Below are 17,840 nucleotides of genomic sequence, written 5' to 3'. Positions count from 1 at the left end.
TTCGGCGAGCGCGCCGCGAAGCCGTGCTTCGTCGACTGCCCGTTCGGGTTGGAATTTCGCCAGTCTAGGAAGGCCGGTGCCGGAAACGAATCGGAAGTTTTCCGTAGGACGCCGGGCTTGACAAGAGGACGGCAACGGAGAGTCCGTGCGGGATTTGCGCGAGGGCGACGCTTCGCTCGCTCGTCGGGCGTAATCAGGCCGTTCTGCGCGAGTCGGCCAAGAGCGAACGGACGTACTGGAATTCGGGGAGAGTATGCGTTCGATCGTGCCAGATGAGATGAAGGTCGGTCGCTCGGACAAAATCCGCCGAGAGGCACGTGACGAGCCCCGTTTGCGCCCAGTACCGCCCGATCACCGTGGGACAAATGCAGGTTCGGTCGTTCATCTGCAGAAGGTACGGGGCGACGGCGAAGAAGGGAAGAGCCACCTGGGTCGTTTGTTCGACCTCGGGAGCAAGCAACGTGTCGATGTAACGCTCGATGCGGTACTTGCGCGGTTTCGAGTAGAGGCGCACCGCCGGGTAGGGACGCAAATCTTCGGGCGTAAGACGAACGGTTTCGGCTTTTTTCTCGAGGGGATGTCCCTTTCGAACGAGGATGCTCATTTCGCATCGATGGATCGGCATGGTATGTATGCCGGTCTCGTTTTCCTTCGGGCGTCGGTGGTAGATGGCGAAGTCGGCTTCGCCGCTTCGCAACATGTCGATGATGTCATCGGCGGGTTTCACGATCATGGCGGTTGCTTTCGGACACTTTTCGCTCAGCTTCTGAAAGAAATTCGTTCCGAGGAAGAAAATCCCGTGACTGTTGAGCGCGAAGCGAAAGCAGGTACTTACTTCGGACGGATCGAAGGTCGGGGTTCGGTGGCTTCGGACGTATCCTTCCAGCATCTGAGCGGCCGATGCGTAGATCGCTTCGGCACGAGCGGTCGGGATCATGAAGGCACCGTTGGCGCCGCCGCGCGTGAAGAGTCGATCGTCGAAGGCCTCGCGCAAGAGATTGAGCCGACGCTCGGCCGTCGGTACCGAGATTTTCATCTCCCGCGCGACGTCGGAGAGTTTTTGCCGGTCGTGCAGCAGAACGAAGAGAAAGATGTCCGAAAACTTGAGGTTGAGAAGCGAGGCCGAGACATCGCAGTACTTCAGCGGGCCGTTTCCTTCCATGGGAAAATCCGTCGTGGTTCAAAAGATTCGTCCGTCGACGACGTCCGCAAGGGGGCTCGGGCGCGTACGAGGCCGTGTGTTCGGAGCCGTATTTTTCCGCACTGTGCTCCGGCGTCGAGCTTTGCACGAAGTTCGTCGCGAGCTCGGACGGTCTTCCGATTGTAGAGACCGGCCGACTCGCCCAACCCGAGGAAAAACGCGAAGGAGAAACGGGAAAGGGGTGTCGGCCAAGAGCGCGCACGACGCCCCCGGGCTCCGGTCCGTCGCCATGCCGCTTGCGGGACCTTCGACGGATTCCGGCGACGGACGTTCGGAGGCGTGTTTCGGCTCAAAAGAACTTCATCGCGCCGATGCGCGACACCCATTTGGAGCAGTCGGCGGTGTCGAGCACGTCGCCGCCCTTCGAGTACGTGACGGTGCCGTAGAGCATGAACGTCTTCGAGAGGCGGTAGTCGAGAACGGCGTTGACGGTTTGGCGTTTCCCGGATTCCTCCGTACCGTCGACAAGCGTATGGTCGCCTTCGAAGTAGTAGTAGCTCATCGTGCCGCGCAGACCGTTGCTCATGCGGTAGTTGAACCCGACCATGGCCGAGATGCCGTCGATGCCGTGCTTGCGGTCGAGCGGATCGGCAACGGCCCCCCGGTCGAGTTTCCAACCCGCAACGTTGCGGTAATCGCTCTGGTACTGAAAGGCGGTGTAGAACTTCCAGGTTTCGTCGGGTTTGTAGGTCATGCCGATCGTGTAGGCCTGACTGTCTTCACGCGCGTATTTCTTGCCCGCATCGGCGGAGGCCGCGTCCGATTCGCCGTTCCGGGCGTAGGAGGCGCCGAGGTAGATCCCCAGAGGGCCGCCTTCGTAATTGGCGCCGAAGGAAAGGAGCCGGTTGTTTTCGCGACTGTCGGGCAACTCCTGATCGGTCGTTGCGAACGAGTAGCTCAAACCCGTCTTCCAGCCGAGGATGCGCGGCGACACGTAGGTGAGGGTGTTGTTCGCGCGCGGGTCGGCGCCGAACATCACCGACAACGAGACGATGTCGTAGTAAGCACCGTTCACCGGGTCGAGCGGCAAATAAACGAGACTGTAGGGTTCGACGGCCGAGTTGACGGAGCCGCTGCGACCGAAGCCGATTTCGCCGTAGGTCTTCGACCGGAGTGCGAGGACGGCATGGCGATCGAAGAGCGTGGTATCGAGGTTGCTGCGGCCGCTGTTGGAAAATCCGCCGTCGTCCGAATTGAAGCCGCCTTCGAGGTAGGCATTTGCCGAAAGGTCGGGCGAGAGGGATTCGTGGATTTTGAAGCCCCAGCGTGAGCCTTCGTTGTTCATGTCGACGGACGTGTCGCCGCCCTCGACATTCGTCATGCGAAGCGACGTACTCACGCGTCCGTAAAGCTGCATGTCGGCCGCTTGGGCGACGGAAAGCGCGCTCAATGCGGCAAGGAGCGCGAGGAAAAGTGTTGAACGTGTTTTGCCGGTGGTGGTCATGAGGGAACCTCTTCGGGGTCGGAAACGAGGCCGCGCGCGGAGGACTCGGGATGTTCGCGCGCGGACCGGAGGCGGAATTTATTTGCGGGCGTCGAAGGCCTTTTCGATGCTGATCGGCATCGCCTGGTAGCCCGCGCAGTTTTCGAGTTGGATTTCAAGCGACGGTTCGTTGCTGCCCCAGTGGAATTCGAGGAGCGTTGGGTTCGGCGCGCTGATCATCCCGCCGTGTTCGTTTACTTTGGCGCCCGAATTGGCCGAATAGACGAACACCGAATCCTTGTCTTTCTGGTATTCGACGATCGACGTGATGGGGCTGTACCACTCGAAGCCGCGCTCCTTGCCCCAGGACCACACCTGCTCGACCGTCATCTTCTTCTGGTCGATTTTGTAGACGACGGCGCGGGAGTACTTCATGGTCGGCAAGGCGGGCTGCTCCATGCCGCGGGCGTCGCCGTTGTCGAAGACGGAGAGGTAGAGGATGTCGCCCTTGCTCTTCTCGTCGATCTTGAAGGCGGTGTGCTGCGTCCACGGATAGTCGAAGTCGCCTTCGCAGACGGAGCCTTCGCACGGAATGGGCTTGCCCTCCTTGTCGACGGGCGTCAGAACTTTGTCGGCCCAGGGCTTTTTCCACCCTTCGGGAGAACCGAGAATCCACTTCACTTCTTTGTCGCGACCGATCTTGATCGCCGCCGACTGATGGCGCGAGGAGATGATGATCGAATCGTCTTCGGTGTCGTGGTCCACCGAGTTGACGTGCGCCCAGTTGCGACCCGGGCCCGTACCGAGGATGTCGCCGAAGGCGCTGACTTTCGCAAGCTCTTCCGCGCTCATCGTCTGACCGGCCTTCGAGGCGTCGATGTTGAGGCAGACGGCCCCTTCGTCGAGAGCTTTGAGGACCGTGTCGCGATACGGGTCGAGAATTTCGAAGAGCCGCCACTCGTCGACCACGTTGCCCGTGGCCGGGTTGATTTCGGCGATCACGTCACGCACCGTGCGCACGTTGCGGCCGTCCTCAAGCTTCAGATTCGAGCTTGCGACGCGCAGGAAATAGTTCCCGTTCGGGGAATTGTCCATCGAGTGCGAGAAGTCATTGTAATTTTCGGGCAGAATCCGGTTGAAGATCTGACGCCCCATGAGGTCGATCTTGGCATAACGTTGCCCGTACCCGAACGAGATCTGACCGTCGTCGTTCTGTCGGAAACCCATGAAACAACCCGCGTTGTAAATCGAGTTGATGTCGTAAATGGGCGACGCATCGAGGTACCAGCGGATGTCGCCCGCCGTATCGATGACGGCCACCTGGGGCTCGAAATTCCATTCGAGCGCCCCGCCTTCGGGGTTGTTCCAGGAAACGCGCACGCCCTTCGAGGGCTTTCCCTGGAAGTTGTTGACGAGGTAGAGACGATCCGCGAATTCGGGATCGACCTTCTTGACGTTCGCGTTGAAGAAAGGCTGCGGAAAGCGCGCCATGCCGTTGACGTTCCCGTAGAGGGGAGCGGCGTAAATACTGTAGGTCTCGGTGAATTTTTCGCTCTTTCCCTTGTAGACGCGCGTGTAGGAGACTTCGACCTTATTGACGTAATCGGCGTAAAGGCCGATCACCGGAATACCGCCGTAGGTCATCAGAAGGTTGTCCGTCACGTCGTATTCGATTGTGCGGCCCTTCATTTTGGGGAAGACCTTGACGTGGGCGTTCTTGAGGACGTAACCGCCGTTGCGGATGACGGCCGTGAGCGGGGCCATCTCGTACGGGTTGAGAATGACTTCGCCGATTTTCCCCTGAACGGGGAGGTCGACTTTGGCGCCGCTGTGGCCGCCCGCGGCATAGACGTTGAAGCTGAGTGCCGTCAGGGCCAGCGCGGCGATGAGGGGGGTCGAAGTTTTCATGTTGAGGGCCTCCTTTTGCCCGGATGAAACGCATGCGATCATTCTGCGTTTCCGGGTAAAAAAGCGAAATTCCCGCTTTTCTCAGTGAAATACAAGAGAAGTACAACAAGCTTTTTCGGTTTTTGATCGAACCGCGGTTCGCTTCTGCGACCGATTCGGGGAGCGTCTCCCGTGGCCGGTCGAGGGGGCGGCCCGGAAGTTGAGGCGGAGCCAAAACAGTTTTTTCGTAAGGCGGCTCGTTTTCGTTCGTGCGCTCGGAATCACACTCCGACGGCGGCCGCACTTCTCGACTTCCTTCCTTAAGGGTTCCTTCGCTTTTTTCGTAATCCGCAACGTTCTACTCTGAACCCGAGAGCTCTCTCGGACGGTGTTCTTCGGGTCTTGTCCGAGGGGGCGCTTTCTTTCGGAGGTTGTTTATGAGCGAAGTTTCTCGTCGTACGTTTATCAAAGGTTTTGCCGGGGCGACGCTCGGCTCCGCAACGCTCGGTCTTTCCACGACGGTCGCGGCCGCCGAAACGCGGTTCTCGGTTGAGACCGACGTTGTGGTCGTCGGATACGGCGGTGCGGGTGCCGCCGCGGCCATTGCCGCCGCCGACAAAGGAGCCGAGGTTCTCCTTCTCGACAAGCAAAAGGAAGCCGAGATCGTCAACAACACGCGCATGTCGGGCGGCATCTTCCATTGCCCGGGCAAGGACGGCGACAAGAAGGCGCTCTTCGAATACACGAAGGCGATGTTCTCGGGCGAAAACCTGCCCTGGAAAGAAGAGGGCGAGCAGGCGGACTTCTCCGACGACCTGGCGGAGGCCTGGGTGAAGTACTGTCCCGAAAACGTCGACTTCATGAAGTCTCTGGACCCGGAATTTCGAGCGGTCTTTACGCCGCAGGCTCACGGTGCGGCCTTCCCGAACTTCCCCGGAGCCAAGGCGTGCGACTACCAAAGCTATAAAGCCACATACGTTCCGCGTGTCAAGGACGGCAATGCCAGTTGTTGGAAATCCCCGAAGAAGGAAACGTATGCGGGCGAAGCCTTCTTCCGGTGCCTGCGCGAAGGGGTTGCAAAGCGCAAGGACCGCATCACGGAAGTCTTCGATTGCCGAGCCGAACATCTGATCAAGAACGAAGCGGGCGTCATCGTAGGCGTGGCCGCACAACGCGACGGGAAGCCCTTTTTCATTCGAGCCCGAAAGGGCGTCGTCCTTGCCTCGGGCGGCTACGAATACAACCGCCGGATGCGCGAGGCTTTCCTCACCGGCCCCGGCATCAACGGTTGGGCGTTTTACGGCGCCCTATGCAATACGGGCGACGGCATTGCGATGGGGCAGGAGGTCGGCGCGGGCCTCGCGAAAGTCGCATCGTGTTGTTCTCGCGTCATCGTCGTGACGAATCGACGTGAAAACGGCATGCGCATCGGATGCGTGACCCCGACGGTCGGCGGCAAGCACACGATCGTGGTAGACAACTACGGCAGGCGCTACCAGGCCGAAACGAAGATCACCGACGATCCGAGTCGGTACTTCTTCTATCGGGAGGCCACGCAGTTCGACATCGACAATCTCACCTATCCGAGAACCCCCTCCTGGCTCATCTTCGACGAAGAGCTCCGGAAATCCAAGCCGATCGTGAGCCTCGGGAACTCCGTCGTCGGGTACGGTCTCGTCAACTGGAGCCGCGACAACATGTCGGCCGTTGAGGAAGGACTCGTCCTGAAGGCCGATACCATGGAGGAACTCGGTGAAAAGATTCGGCAGGTGGCGGAAAACAAGGAACGCATGGATCCGAAGGTGTTGGCCGCCACCGTGGCCGAGTTCAACGAAGGCTGCAAGTCCGGGAAGGACAAACTCGGGCGTCGCGCGAGCACGCTGGCACCGCTTGACAAAGGCCCGTTCTATGCCGCCATGATGATGGCGGGCGGTCCGAATACGGCGGGAGGCCTTCTCTGCAACGGAAAGCGCGAAGTGCTCGATTGGAGCGGGAAGGCCATTCCTCATCTCTACGCCGCAGGCGAAATCGTCTCCGTCTTCAAGTTCGTCTATCAGGGCGGCGGCAATTTGGCCGAATGCCTGGTTTTCGGTCGCGTAGCCGGCGAAAACGCCGCGGCACAACAAGCCGTTTGAGTCTTTTCTTCGTGCCGCCTCTCCCCAACAAGGCGAGGCGGCCCAAGCCATGAAAGCGATTGTTTCTCTTTTGGCCGGGGCGCTCGCTCTGGCTCTCTCCGCCCATGCTGTAGCCTCCGATTTTCTGGCGGACCGCCATGTTGAGAAGTACAACGTACCTTGCGAAAGCTGCCACGATCCCAAGGCTCCGGGCGTGATGAAGCAGAAGGACGATCAGGATGTCTGCACGGACTGCCACGGCGACTACGACAAGTTGGTGAAACTCACGCAACCGAAAGACGAAGCCGAAGGCAACCCGCACGCCCAGCACGACGGCATCCTGCCCTGCACGGAATGCCACAAGGGGCACAAAGCGGGCGTGAACTACTGTGCCGAATGCCATACGTGGGAATTCAAGACGCCGTAAGGCGGCGATGCTTCGACCGCAAGAACGAAAGGACAACGGTCAAGGCGATGAGATTCGAGCGCGGCGGTCTCGGATTTCCCGATTGCTTCGGACTCGGGATCGGACGCAGGCCGCTGCTTGCTTTCGAGCATGTCGACGGCCAGCTGGAGTAGGGCGCCGGGCCGTGCCGACGACCCGCAAACACTTGAGATTCGTTCGGGGGCGTCCGGCACGTCGAACGCCTTTCGAAGCGTCGAAGTGCCGGAAACGCCTGCAACGGCCGTCCGTCGAGCGTTGTTCGATCCGGGAGGCCGTTGTTGCATCGGGACGAGCGTCGAGCTCAAGCCTTCCGCGCGGCCGCGGCGGCACCCGCCTTGCGACCGTTGACGAGACAATCCATGACGGCGCACGCACCGATACGCACGGCCCCGTGGATGCCGCCCGCGCATTCGCCCGCGGCGTAGAGCCCCGGAATCGGACGGTCGGTCATGACGTCGAGCACTTCGGTGGCGGCATTGACCGTGACGCCCCCCATGCAGTGGTGAAGCTTCGGACTCATGACGGACGCGTACCAGGGCCCGCGATCGAGCGCGAGCTCCTTTGCGGCCTTTTCGAGGGGTCGCCCGAAGGCGGTGTCTTTGCCCGCGCGCACGAGCGCGTTGTAGTCGCGAATACCCGCCTCAAACGCCGCGGGATCCATGCCGTAGGCCTTGGCGAGCGCTTCGGGCGAAGCGTGCTCGGTCACGACGCCCGCCTCCACCACCTTTTTGAGAAGCCCCGGGCGAACCTTCTCCATTTCCGCGACCCCGTTCGCATCCGCGACGGCAAGCGCCTGCCCGCCCTTCCCCATGACGCCGATGATGGCGTCCGTCAACACCTTGCGGTCCGCGAATTCGCTTGCAAAGCGCGCACCGGTGAGCGTGCTCACCCAGCAACCGTAGAGCGCGCCCGCGATGTCGGCGAAGTGAGTGGCAAGTCCCATGCCTTCTTCCTTGGGAGAGCACGTCGGCAGGCACTGGATCCAGTCGGCCTGAATGATGCGAGCACCGATGCGGCTTGCTTCGCGCCACAGTTCGGACGTGGCCCCCGGCTGGTTCGTGGTCTTCAGGTCGTCGGAAAGCTTCGGGTCGAGGCGGCGTCGGTAGGCCTTGTCGGCGGCAAAGCCGCCGTAGGCCAAGACAACTCCGCGACGCACGCCGACGCGCACGAGCTTTCCGGAGTCGGGCTTCCCGAAGACATACCCTTCGCGAAGCTCGACGCCCGTTACGGCTCCGGCGGTCGCGTCGTCCGACTCGTCTCGCAAAATGCGCGAGACGAAGGCCTTCGTGCGCACGCGAACACCTTTCTGCGCGAGTTCCGCGTAGAAGGGCTTCAAAATCCCTTGCCCCGTGCCTTCTTTCGTCACCATGCAACGCTTCGCGGAATGGCCGCCTTTGCCCGTGAGATTTTCGTTCCAGACGACGCCGTGGCGACGCGTCCATTCGAAAGTGTCCGCAGCTTCGTTGCAGAGCGCGCGCACGAGCTCGGGGTCGCCGAGTCCCATGCCGATGCGCTGCATGTCTTCAACGAGCTTCTCGGGCGAATCCTCGATGCCTTGTTTTTTCTGCACCGACGAGCCCGGTACGGCCATCATCCCGCCCGAGAGCGCGGAGTTGCCGCCCGCAAACGCCATCTTTTCGACGATCTCGACTTCGGCACCGGCCTCCGCCGCGGCCAAGGCCGCCGCCGCACCCGCAAAGCCCGAACCGATCACAAGCACGTCGACCGTGCGATCGAACGTCGGTCGCGCGGAGCCTTTTGCGTCAAGGTCCGCGGCCGAGGCCGCACCTGCCGTGAGGCTCGCCCCGACTGTTCCGACGGCGCCGATCACGCCGAGCGTTCCGTTTCGAAGCAATTCTCGTCTTTGCATGATTCTTCTCCTTTGGTCCGGTTTTCCGCGAGGGCTCGCCGCGCGACCGCGGTGGGACTCGCGTTCGACCATTTTAGACGCGGGCTTTCGGGCGGGAAAAGACGTTGCGCGCAAGTGTTGCGAAAGTGCTCGTGCACTCAAGAGATCGGCCCTTGCTCCGTAGGACGCTCGTCGACGTCGGGAGGCGATCTGCTTGAAAATCGGCTGTGACGGTCGGTACGACAGTCGATCCGCCGCACATGCACCGAACCGGAGTCACCGAACTTCCGTTGCACATCAGACGCCTTTCCGTGAATTGCAAGCCCGCGATTCTACGTATGGAGTCAAAAACCGACTTTAATATAAATTTCGTCCTTGCGGTCACGTAGCGCCGAAATTGCCGAGTGCACCGAGCACTCTCAAAATGAGACAAATCGGCGGGACCGAGCGTGCACTGCAAAGGAGAATCCTATGAATCGACGTACGTTCCTGGGGACCGGTCTCGGTCTTGCGGTCGGTGCGGGCTTGACGACCACGGCTCGCGCTCAGATGGTGCCGTGGGACAGCGAAGAGCCCTTCGTTTTCAAAAAGCCCACGTGTCCCGTCATCGACGCGCGCCTTCGTCCGCGTTGGGGTGAATTCCTGAAGACCTTCCCCGCAGCGAAATCGGGCTCGGCCTACGCCCGCACCGGTTGGACGATGCCTCCCTCCGTCGCGAAGGAATCGGAAGAGTTGATGCTGAAGGAAATGGACGAGGCCGGGATCACGATGGGCCTTGCCATGAAGCGCAACATCCCGAACGAGAGCCTCGTGAAGATGCAGGAGCATTTCAACGGTCGCATTCGGTCGCTTTGCACGCTCGACGCGTCGGATCCGATCGACAAAAACATGGAGCTCGTCGAAAAGTACGCGGTGAACGGCCCGCTCAAGGGCGTCTACATCGAGCCCGGCCGCGCCAAAGTTTCGACCATGCCCAACGACCCGAAGCTCTATCCGGTCTACGACCTCTGCGCCGAAAAGGGCCTGACGGTCGCCATCATGACGGGCGGGAACAATTCGCCCAACCTCATTCGTTCGACGGACCATGCGGCGGTTGCGGACATTGCCGCCGCCTTCCCGAAGTGCAAGTTCTACATGGCGCACGGCGGTTGGCCGCACGTGCAAGAAATCCTCGGCGTGTGCTACTGGTACCCGAACGTCTATCTCGCGGGCGACATGTACATGTTCGGCGGCGTCCCGGGCTGGCGCGAGTACGTCGATGCGGCGAACGGCTTCCTGCAGGACCGCTTCCTCTTCGGTTCGGCCTATCCGCTCCTTCCCTTCAAAGAAACGGTCGGGCGCTACGAAAAGCTGATCCCGAACCGTGCCGTCTACGAAAAGGTCATGTACAAGAACGCGCAGGCGCTCTTCGGCATTGAACTCTGACGGTCGCTCGAACGCGAACGCAAACGACAAGGGCGGCTCGATGACACCGCGCATCGGGCCGCCCGTTTTGCAGTCTTTTCCCACGCTCGGACCGGCTGCGATTCGATGCCGTCCGCGCGCATCGCGCCGACCGTGCCGTGCGTCGGGCCGCTTCAACATTCAGACGCCCGAGGGCGTCATTCAAGGTATCGGGTGGCGTCATTGCCGACTGCTTTCCTACAACGACGGATGCGGGTGTGCGTGGCTTCGCCCCGCACGCCATTTCTCCCCCTGTCCGAAGACGGGGGTTTCCTGAGGTATTTCCATGAAGAAATCCATCATCGCTCACGCCGCGCTCCTTGCGGCCGGCGGTCTTTTCACCAACGCTGCTTCGGCCGCCGACGTTCAACTCTACGGCTACGTAGACCTCGGTCTGTCCTATACGCACACGTCGCTTGATGCCGAGAGCTCTGCTGCCCGGACGGCAGATTCCTCGTCCGAAGGCGCGCTCTCGCTACGCTCGAACGTCAACAAGGGTTCCCGTTGGGGCCTCAAGGGCTCGGAAGACCTCGGCAACGGTTGGGAAGCAGGGTTCGTGCTCGAATCGGGCTTCACGCCCGACGACGGTGCCATGACGTTCTCGAACCGCCTCTTCGGGCGCCAAAGCACGGTTTACCTGAAGGGGGCGCTCGGAGAAATCGCCTTTGGTCGCACGGGTGCACTCTCGTCGGGCGCGGGCACCTACGCGCTGACCGGTTGGGGTACGCCCTTCGGCACGTCCTGGGGAACGTATTCGGTCGCGAACAACAACTACTTCTTCGGGTACCTGCGCTTTGACAACACGGTGACCTACCGCACGCCCGAGTATGCGGGCCTGCAATTTTCGGCGCAGTACTCCTTCGGAATCGACACCAAGAAGGACTACGACGCCGCAACCGACGGCATTCAGTTCGAAGAAGGTTCCTCGCACGTCGACCGCTTCGCCGCGATCGGTGCGACCTACAAGCGGGACGCTCTCAATCTGGCACTCGTTCTCGATACCTGGGACTACGGCAACACACCGACGACACGGGATGACGACGACGCCTTTACGGTTACGGCAACGGGGAGTTACGACTTCGGCGTGCTGCGCTTCTTCGCGGGCGCTCAGTATTTCGAAAACGCCCGAACGGATGCGATGAAGGTCTTCCGGTCCTTCGACGCGGCGGCCTCACGCTACCAGGACGGCTTCTCGATTACGACGGGTGTCAACATCCCGGCGGGCGGGGGCGACGCGAAGTTCGCCGCGGGGTACTTCGAAAGCGACCCGTCGAACGACGAAAACGCACTCGACGAGAAAACGACGCGTTGGGGCGCTTCGGCCGCCTACGAATACTTCCTCTCGAAGCGTACGTCGATCTACTGCGTTGCTTCCTACGCCAACGACGAAATCGACGTGAGGCGGGAAGGCTCCGACACCTACGGCATCGTCGAAGCATCGATCGGGTTGACGCACAAGTTCTAAACTTATCGGGTTGCGCGGGGCGACTCGGCTCTTTATTCCCCGCACGAAAAGAAGGAGACAAAAGATGAGAATTGCAAAAACCGTCGTCGCCGCGAGCGTCTCGCTCATGGCGCTTTGCGCCCAAGCCGGGATCGACCCGGCGACCTTGCCCCTTGAAACGCTCTCGGCCGACGTCGTTGTCGTCGGTGCGGGCGGCACCGGGATGGCGGCCGCCGCGGCCGCTGCCGAAAAGGGTGCGAAAGTGATCGTTTTCGAAAAGATGCCGATGATCGGCGGCTCCTCCGCCTTTGCGGGCGGTGCGATTGCAGGGGGATCGACCAACCTCCAAAAGAAGGAAGGCGTCACCGACGCGACGCCCGAAGGATTTATCAAGATCTGGCTCGACGACCAGAAGCGAAGCTTCCCGGGCGGCAACCCCGCTTTTCCGGACGTGAAGCTCGTCGATCGGATGGGGCATGAGTTCACGGAAACGGTCAATTGGCTCGAAACGAACGTCGGCCACCAATATGCGTCGCCCCGTCCCTTCGGCTACGGCGGCCCGCGCTACGCGCACGCGCCCTTGAAGTCGCCCGTTCCCGCTTCGGGTCGCGGTTCGTCGCCTGCGGGCGGGCGGTTCGTGATCGAGTCGCTCAAGACCTATACGGACAAGTTGGGCGTCGACATTCGTACGGCGACCCCCGTCGACGACCTCGTCGTGAAGGACGGTGCTGTGGTCGGCGTAACCGCGCACAACAAAACGACCCGCTACGAAGTCTCCGCCAAAGCCGTGGTGCTTGCGACCGGCGGGTTCGCGCACAACAAGGAGATGCTCGCGAAGTTCGTTCCGCAGTACGCGCCCTTTGCGGACCTCTCGGTCGCAACGGTCGGCGCTACGGGTGACGGGATTCGCATGGCCGTCAAGGCGGGCGGCGTCATGTACGACGACGCCTGGGTGATCGGGCTCTACGTCAACAGCCTTAAGTCCGAACTCACGAAGACCTTTACGACGAAGGACAAGTACAAGGACCGCGTGTTCGTGAACCAGAAGGGCGAGCGCTTCGTTAACGAAAATCTCCCGTACTTGACCGACTACGTGGCCGAGCAGGAAAAGGCTTGGGCGATCGTCGACAGTGCGGACGCCGAAAAGGTGAAGGTGCTCGTCGACTATCCGGACGCCGAGCTTGCGGTCGGTGCCAACACCTGGGAAGAGCTCGCCCGAAAGATGGGGGTTCCGCCCGAAGCCCTGAAGCGCACGATGGACGCCTACAACGAAGCGTGCGAAACGGGCGACGACAAGGCGTTCAAGAAGCCCAAGACCTACCTGAAGCCTTTCCTCAAGGCGCCCTTCTATGCGGTGCGCGTCGTGCCGCAGACGGGCGGAACGATGGGCGGCGTCAAGGTGAACGACAAGTTCCAGGTCGTTCGCGCCGACGGCTCGCCCGTGAAGGGTCTCTACGCGGGCGGCGAAGTTCAGAATCGTCCGTACTACGGTCGCGTCTATACGTCGGGTACGGGTCTCGGCATCGCCTACACGTCGGGCCGCATCGCGGGCGGGTACGCGGCTGAGGAAAAATAAGCCGCTGGGCGTCAGCCTGCTTTGTTTTCAGCCAACAGCGCCTCGGAACCGTGCGCGACGGCGGGCGCCCGACGGTCGCCTGACAGTCGCTCAAAACGCGTTCGGGCCGGGGTGTCCGACTTTGATCAAAAGGCCGTTTTTCCCGCCGGGAGAGCGGCCTTTTTCGCGGGCGACATGCTCGGCTTAAAATGTTCCGTCGAATCCGTCCGCCCTGCGCCCCTTGAATTCGAAATTTTGTTCGCACCGTCCCGCATGTCCCAACGCACTCCACCGCTTTGTTTGCGGGCTCTCTTCGTTACGCTCTCCGTAGCGCTCGGGCTTGTGCTTGCCGTGCCGGCCGAGAGTCGGACTTCGGCTGCGGCCCCAGAAGCCGAGAGGGATGCCCGGGACGAATCGTCTCCGGGGCGTCCGGTCATCACGATCGGGCTCGTCGACACGTTCACGCCCGACTTCTACATGTACAGCTTCGTGCCGCTTGTCGAAGCGTTGCGTGCGAAGCTCCCGCAGTACGAGGTGAGAACCTTCGAATTTGCTCGCGGGACGGATCTCGAACGCGTTGAGTTCAAGCCCAATACTTTTTTGATTCTTTCGAGCGGGGACGCCGTGCGCTTTGACGCGCTCGGCCTCGAGGAGATCGCCACACGAAGGGTTGCCGGAAGCGCGAACGTCGATCGCACGATCGGCGCCGTCTTCGTCGTGCCTGCAAAGAGCCCCGTCCGAACACTCGAGGACCTCAAGGGACGCAGCGTCGCCACCACGAGTCCCGCCGCCTTCGAAGGCTGGCTCGTCCCGATGAACGAAATCGCACGAGCGGGGTTCGACCCCGAGCACTTTTTCTCCGAAGTGCTCTTCACCGAGTGGAACGTTCCCGATGCCGCTACGATGGTGCTCTCGGGCCAAACCGAAGCGGCCATCCTTTCCACCTGCGCCTTGGAAGAGGCCGTTGCGGCGGGTGCGATCGATCCGCAGGCTCTCCGCGTCGTGAACGAGCAACCGCCCGTCGGTGCGGGGGGCTGCAAACGCTCGACCGAACTCTTTCCCGACATGATGCTCGCGTCGCTTCCGAACGCACATCCCGACGTCGTGCGCGACGTAACAGTGGCCGTACTCACGGCGCCGCCCGACCGACGCGGCTACGACTGGGTGTCGAACAACAACCGTCAGCGCGTTTTGGAACTGATGGAGCGTCTGCAACTCGGCCCCTGGGCGTATCTGCGGGACATGTCGCCGTCGGCCCTCGTCGAGCGGTACAAGGTGCCGCTTGCGGCCCTGGCGGCGGCGCTTCTCATCCTCGCCGTACATGTCGTACGCGTCAACTTGTTGGTGCGACGTCGGACGAGAGAACTCACGCGTGAATCGCACCGTCGCGAGGCTGCCGCTGAAGCCTTGCGCGCGAGCCGTCAGGCGCTCGCCAACCTCGAGCGTGCCGGGATGGTCGCACAACTCTCCGCGATGTTCGCACACGAGCTCAAGCAACCCCTCACCGCGATCGTCAACTACCTTACGGGGATCAAGATGTTGCGCGAGCAGGGTACGTTCGATCCCGCGCGCGAAGCCTTTCCCATCGATCGTTCGCTGGAGGCCGCCTATCTTGCGGCCGACATCGTCGAGCGCGTACGACAGTCCGCGAAGCGCCAGATGCCCGTGCCGGAGCGAACGGATTTGTGTTCGGTTCTCTCGTGCGCCATGCAACACGCCGGCGCCATGAAGTCCTCCGTTTTGATCGAACGCCGTCAACCCGACACACCGGTTTGGGTCGATGTCGACGCCCTCGAAATCGAGCTCGTGCTCGTCAACCTCATCAAAAACGCGCTTGAGGCCGTCGAACGGACGAATCCCGCGGACGGGAGGCTTGAAGTTACGCTCCGAGCGGACGGCGACCGTGCGCTCGTCACCGTGGAAGACAACGGCGAGGCGCTCTCCGATGACGTCTTCGGCAACCTGGGGAAGCCCCACGCGAGCTCCAAGAAGGAAGGACTCGGCCTCGGTCTGGCCATCGCCGTCTCGATTGCGGAGGCGCACCGAGGTCACCTTGCGTTCGATCGCCGTCAGCCGCAAGGCCTGCGAGCGACGCTCACGCTGCCGCTCGCAACACCTGACGCCGCATCGACCCCGTCAACCCGCAACTTGAACAGGGATTTCGCATGAAAAACACGACTCCGCCGCTTGTTCGTCTTGTTGACGACGACCTGACCGTTGCCGCATCGCTCACGTTCGTGCTTGAAGTGGCCGGCTTGCAGGTCCGTCACTACGAAAGTGCCGTACAGTTTCTCGCCTACGACGATCCGGAGCGGGAAGGGTGTCTGCTTCTTGATGTGCGCATGCCGGAGATGACCGGACTCGAACTTCAAACCGAACTCAATGCCCGAGCGAGCGACCTCCCCGTAGTCTTCCTGAGTGCGCACGGGAACGTCGAAATGGCCATGAGTTGCGTGAAGGCGGGCGCGTTCGACTTTCTCGTGAAGCCCCCTCACCCCGAGAAACTCGTCGACGTTTTGCGATCCGCCTGCGCCAAGCACGCGTACCGTCGGGCCGTCCTGCGGGCCTGGTGCGAAAACGACGCCGAATGGTCGAGACTGTCCCCGGCGGAAAGCGAAACGGCGTTGCTCGTCGCGAAGGGGCTTTCCAATCGTGAGGTCGCTCGAGTTTTGGGTCTTACGGAAGAGACCGTCAAAACGCGACGCGGCGCGCTCTTTGCGAAGCTCGGCATACACAATGCCGCGGAGTTGGCGACGTTCCTTTCCGAGCGCGAACGTCTTTCGGAAGAAATGGACCGCGAACGTCTCGTTCGATCGGACATGGAGAACGTATCGTGACGGTCAAGATGAAAACAAAGGTCATGCCGAACACGTTGCGTCGACACGTCTTGATGCTGTCGGGCGCGTACGCGTTCGCGCCCGAACTCGCGTCGGCGGGCCCGCTCGAAACCGTCGCGCAATGGCTCGGCTTCGAACCCGAAACCGAAGTCACGGACGTACTCGTCGTGGGGGCGGGCGGCGCCGGCCTTGCTGCAGGGCTGAGCGCACTCGAAGCGGGCGTCGAGGTCGTCATTCTTGAGAAGCAAGCCGCGATCGGCGGAAACACGCTCATTGCGAGCGGGCTTTTCAATGCCGCCGACCCGCAGCGACAACAAGCGATGGGCGTGCGCGATTCGATCGACTGGCATTTCGAGCAGACGATGGCCTCGGGTGCGGGTCGAAACGATGCCGAGGTCGTACGGCGCTTTACCGCCGAAGCGCCCGCGACGCTTCGTTGGTTGGAGCGTCACGGCATTCGTTTCCTGCCCGAGACGGTGACTACCTGGGGGGCCGAATGGCCTCGCGGGCACAAGCCGCTCCTGCCTCGAGGATCAAGTTACGTGAGAATGCTCTCCGAGGCGATTTTCGCATCGGGCGGAAAAATCATGACGAATGCCAAGGTCGAAAGGATCCTGCGCGACGAAGCGAGCGGTCGCGTGACGGGGGCGATTTTCACGGATGAGCAGGGCAGGGCAAGGCGTGTCGTCGCTCGCCGGGGCGTGGTGCTTGCTGCGGGCGGCTACGGCGCGAATCCCGAGCTTTTGAGGCGCTTCGCTCCCGGCTTTGCGGAGCTTCCTTCGGACAATGCCCCCGGCAGTACCGGCGAAGTCATGCTTGAAGCCCGACGCATCGGAGCGCGTCTGACGAATCTCGAGTGCGTGCAGACCGTACCCGGCGCCAAACGCAATCGGAACTTTCAGGTGCGTCTCGACCTCGACGCCGGTCGTTCGGTGCTCGTCGACGGGTTCGGTCGCGCCCTCAAGGATGCGGCGGGCTCGCGCCTGTCGCTTTCGGCCGCCATTTTGAGCGCCCCCGGGGGCGGCGCCTTCGTTGTCACCGACGACTCCGCCGTCGAATCCTACGACCGGGTGAGTCGCAAGGCCATTTACCGGGGACTGGAAACCGGGGACGCCGTACGGGCGGCAACGCCCGAGATGCTCGCACGTGCTTTGGGGCTCGACCCCTTGAAGTTGCGTGCGAGCCTCGACGCTCACAACGACATGACGCGCTCGAAAACGGCTTCCTGCGCGCGCGTGGCGTGCAAACCCATCGTGACGCCGCCCTTTTGGGGAAGTCGTGTCGTTCTCAACGTGCATTCCACGCTGGGGGGCGTAACGATCGATGCCGAGGGTGCCGTACTCGACGCCGAGGGGCGGCCTATTCCGGGGCTCTTTGCGGCGGGGGAGATTGTCGGAAACCTCCACGGCGCGAATCGCATCGGCGGAAACGGCCTGAGCGCGGCACTGACGATGGGACGCGTCGCGGGCAGGTGCGCCGCGTCCGGAGGACGGACCGCAATGCCCGAATCTTCGAGAGCTCCCTGATTAGCACGAATTTTTCTCCCGGTCAAGTCCCTGCGGCGTCTCGCCGGAACGTACGTCCGGACGCAAAATGAACGTACAGAGCGTCTGCCGAGCATCACCCGGCGGACGCCGAACAA

12 protein-coding genes are annotated in these 17,840 nt (G+C 61.9%); 8 read left to right on the top strand and 4 right to left on the bottom strand.

What is annotated here, in order from left to right:
• Positions 1-193: 193 nt before the first annotated feature.
• From S6FBBBH3_RS07330 to S6FBBBH3_RS07320, 3 genes are all read right to left on the bottom strand, one after another.
• On the bottom strand, positions 194-1,162 hold the full coding sequence (locus S6FBBBH3_RS07330; protein WP_120177129.1) for a LysR family transcriptional regulator: 969 nt from the start codon (positions 1,160-1,162) through the stop codon (positions 194-196).
• Between the two features lie 328 nt (positions 1,163-1,490).
• Positions 1,491-2,645 (bottom strand): porin, encoded by a 1,155-nt coding sequence (locus tag S6FBBBH3_RS07325; RefSeq protein ID WP_120177128.1) that lies wholly within the window; start codon positions 2,643-2,645, stop codon positions 1,491-1,493.
• A gap of 78 nt (positions 2,646-2,723) precedes the next feature.
• Positions 2,724-4,532, bottom strand: coding sequence for an aryl-sulfate sulfotransferase (locus tag S6FBBBH3_RS07320; protein ID WP_120177127.1), 1,809 nt, complete (start codon positions 4,530-4,532; stop codon positions 2,724-2,726).
• Between the two features lie 416 nt (positions 4,533-4,948).
• On the opposite strand from S6FBBBH3_RS07320, the gene S6FBBBH3_RS07315 reads away from it, so the two are divergent.
• Positions 4,949-6,646, top strand: coding sequence for an FAD-dependent oxidoreductase (locus S6FBBBH3_RS07315; RefSeq protein WP_120177126.1), 1,698 nt, complete (start codon positions 4,949-4,951; stop codon positions 6,644-6,646).
• A 49-nt stretch (positions 6,647-6,695) separates the two neighbouring features.
• The gene (locus S6FBBBH3_RS07310) at positions 6,696-7,052 is read left to right on the top strand and encodes a cytochrome c3 family protein (RefSeq protein ID WP_120177125.1); all 357 of its coding nucleotides are present in this window, start codon (positions 6,696-6,698) and stop codon (positions 7,050-7,052) included.
• Between the two features lie 319 nt (positions 7,053-7,371).
• Here S6FBBBH3_RS07310 and S6FBBBH3_RS07305 read toward each other — a convergent pair whose 3' ends face one another.
• Positions 7,372-8,940 (bottom strand): flavocytochrome c, encoded by a 1,569-nt coding sequence (locus tag S6FBBBH3_RS07305; protein ID WP_120177124.1) that lies wholly within the window; start codon positions 8,938-8,940, stop codon positions 7,372-7,374.
• A 450-nt stretch (positions 8,941-9,390) separates the two neighbouring features.
• Between S6FBBBH3_RS07305 and S6FBBBH3_RS07300 the strand changes: the two genes are divergently transcribed.
• The 6 genes from S6FBBBH3_RS07300 to S6FBBBH3_RS07270 all read left to right on the top strand — a co-directional run bounded on the left by S6FBBBH3_RS07300 (position 9,391) and on the right by S6FBBBH3_RS07270 (position 17,724).
• The gene (locus S6FBBBH3_RS07300) at positions 9,391-10,344 is read left to right on the top strand and encodes an amidohydrolase family protein (protein ID WP_120177123.1); all 954 of its coding nucleotides are present in this window, start codon (positions 9,391-9,393) and stop codon (positions 10,342-10,344) included.
• Positions 10,345-10,648: 304 nt separating this feature from the next.
• Positions 10,649-11,827, top strand: a complete 1,179-nt coding sequence (locus S6FBBBH3_RS07290) for a porin (protein ID WP_120177121.1) — start codon at positions 10,649-10,651, stop codon at positions 11,825-11,827.
• A 64-nt stretch (positions 11,828-11,891) separates the two neighbouring features.
• Positions 11,892-13,382: an FAD-dependent oxidoreductase gene (locus S6FBBBH3_RS07285; protein WP_120177120.1), complete on the top strand. Its 1,491-nt coding sequence runs from the start codon at positions 11,892-11,894 to the stop codon at positions 13,380-13,382.
• 252 nt (positions 13,383-13,634) lie between these two features.
• Positions 13,635-15,530, top strand: coding sequence for a sensor histidine kinase (locus S6FBBBH3_RS07280; RefSeq protein ID WP_170143870.1), 1,896 nt, complete (start codon positions 13,635-13,637; stop codon positions 15,528-15,530).
• On the top strand, positions 15,527-16,198 hold the full coding sequence (locus S6FBBBH3_RS07275; RefSeq protein ID WP_120177118.1) for a response regulator transcription factor: 672 nt from the start codon (positions 15,527-15,529) through the stop codon (positions 16,196-16,198). The genes S6FBBBH3_RS07280 and S6FBBBH3_RS07275 overlap by 4 nt, the downstream gene beginning before the upstream one ends.
• A complete protein-coding gene (locus S6FBBBH3_RS07270) occupies positions 16,195-17,724 on the top strand; it encodes an FAD-dependent oxidoreductase (protein ID WP_120177117.1) in 1,530 nt (509 codons plus the stop codon). Before S6FBBBH3_RS07275 ends, S6FBBBH3_RS07270 begins: the two co-directional genes overlap by 4 nt.
• The last annotated feature ends 116 nt before the right edge of the window (positions 17,725-17,840 follow it).

It is taken from the genome of Sutterella megalosphaeroides (genome assembly GCF_003609995.1).
Lineage (GTDB): Bacteria > Pseudomonadota > Gammaproteobacteria > Burkholderiales > Burkholderiaceae_F > Sutterella > Sutterella megalosphaeroides.
Note: the sequence above shows the minus strand (reverse complement) of the source record. Positions and strands in the feature narration are given on the sequence as shown.

Excerpts from the sequence above, each read along its gene's own strand:
- S6FBBBH3_RS07330 (WP_120177129.1), bottom strand. The coding sequence starts at position 1,162 with ATGGAAGGAAACGGCCCGCTGAAGTACTGCGATGTCTCGGCCTCGCTT.
- S6FBBBH3_RS07280 (WP_170143870.1), top strand. The coding sequence starts at position 13,635 with ATGTCCCAACGCACTCCACCGCTTTGTTTGCGGGCTCTCTTCGTTACG.
- S6FBBBH3_RS07285 (WP_120177120.1), top strand. The coding sequence starts at position 11,892 with ATGAGAATTGCAAAAACCGTCGTCGCCGCGAGCGTCTCGCTCATGGCG.
- S6FBBBH3_RS07320 (WP_120177127.1), bottom strand. The coding sequence starts at position 4,532 with ATGAAAACTTCGACCCCCCTCATCGCCGCGCTGGCCCTGACGGCACTC.
- S6FBBBH3_RS07315 (WP_120177126.1), top strand. The coding sequence starts at position 4,949 with ATGAGCGAAGTTTCTCGTCGTACGTTTATCAAAGGTTTTGCCGGGGCG.
- S6FBBBH3_RS07325 (WP_120177128.1), bottom strand. The coding sequence starts at position 2,645 with ATGACCACCACCGGCAAAACACGTTCAACACTTTTCCTCGCGCTCCTT.
- S6FBBBH3_RS07300 (WP_120177123.1), top strand. The coding sequence starts at position 9,391 with ATGAATCGACGTACGTTCCTGGGGACCGGTCTCGGTCTTGCGGTCGGT.
- S6FBBBH3_RS07275 (WP_120177118.1), top strand. The coding sequence starts at position 15,527 with ATGAAAAACACGACTCCGCCGCTTGTTCGTCTTGTTGACGACGACCTG.
- S6FBBBH3_RS07305 (WP_120177124.1), bottom strand. The coding sequence starts at position 8,940 with ATGCAAAGACGAGAATTGCTTCGAAACGGAACGCTCGGCGTGATCGGC.
- S6FBBBH3_RS07310 (WP_120177125.1), top strand. The coding sequence starts at position 6,696 with ATGAAAGCGATTGTTTCTCTTTTGGCCGGGGCGCTCGCTCTGGCTCTC.
- S6FBBBH3_RS07290 (WP_120177121.1), top strand. The coding sequence starts at position 10,649 with ATGAAGAAATCCATCATCGCTCACGCCGCGCTCCTTGCGGCCGGCGGT.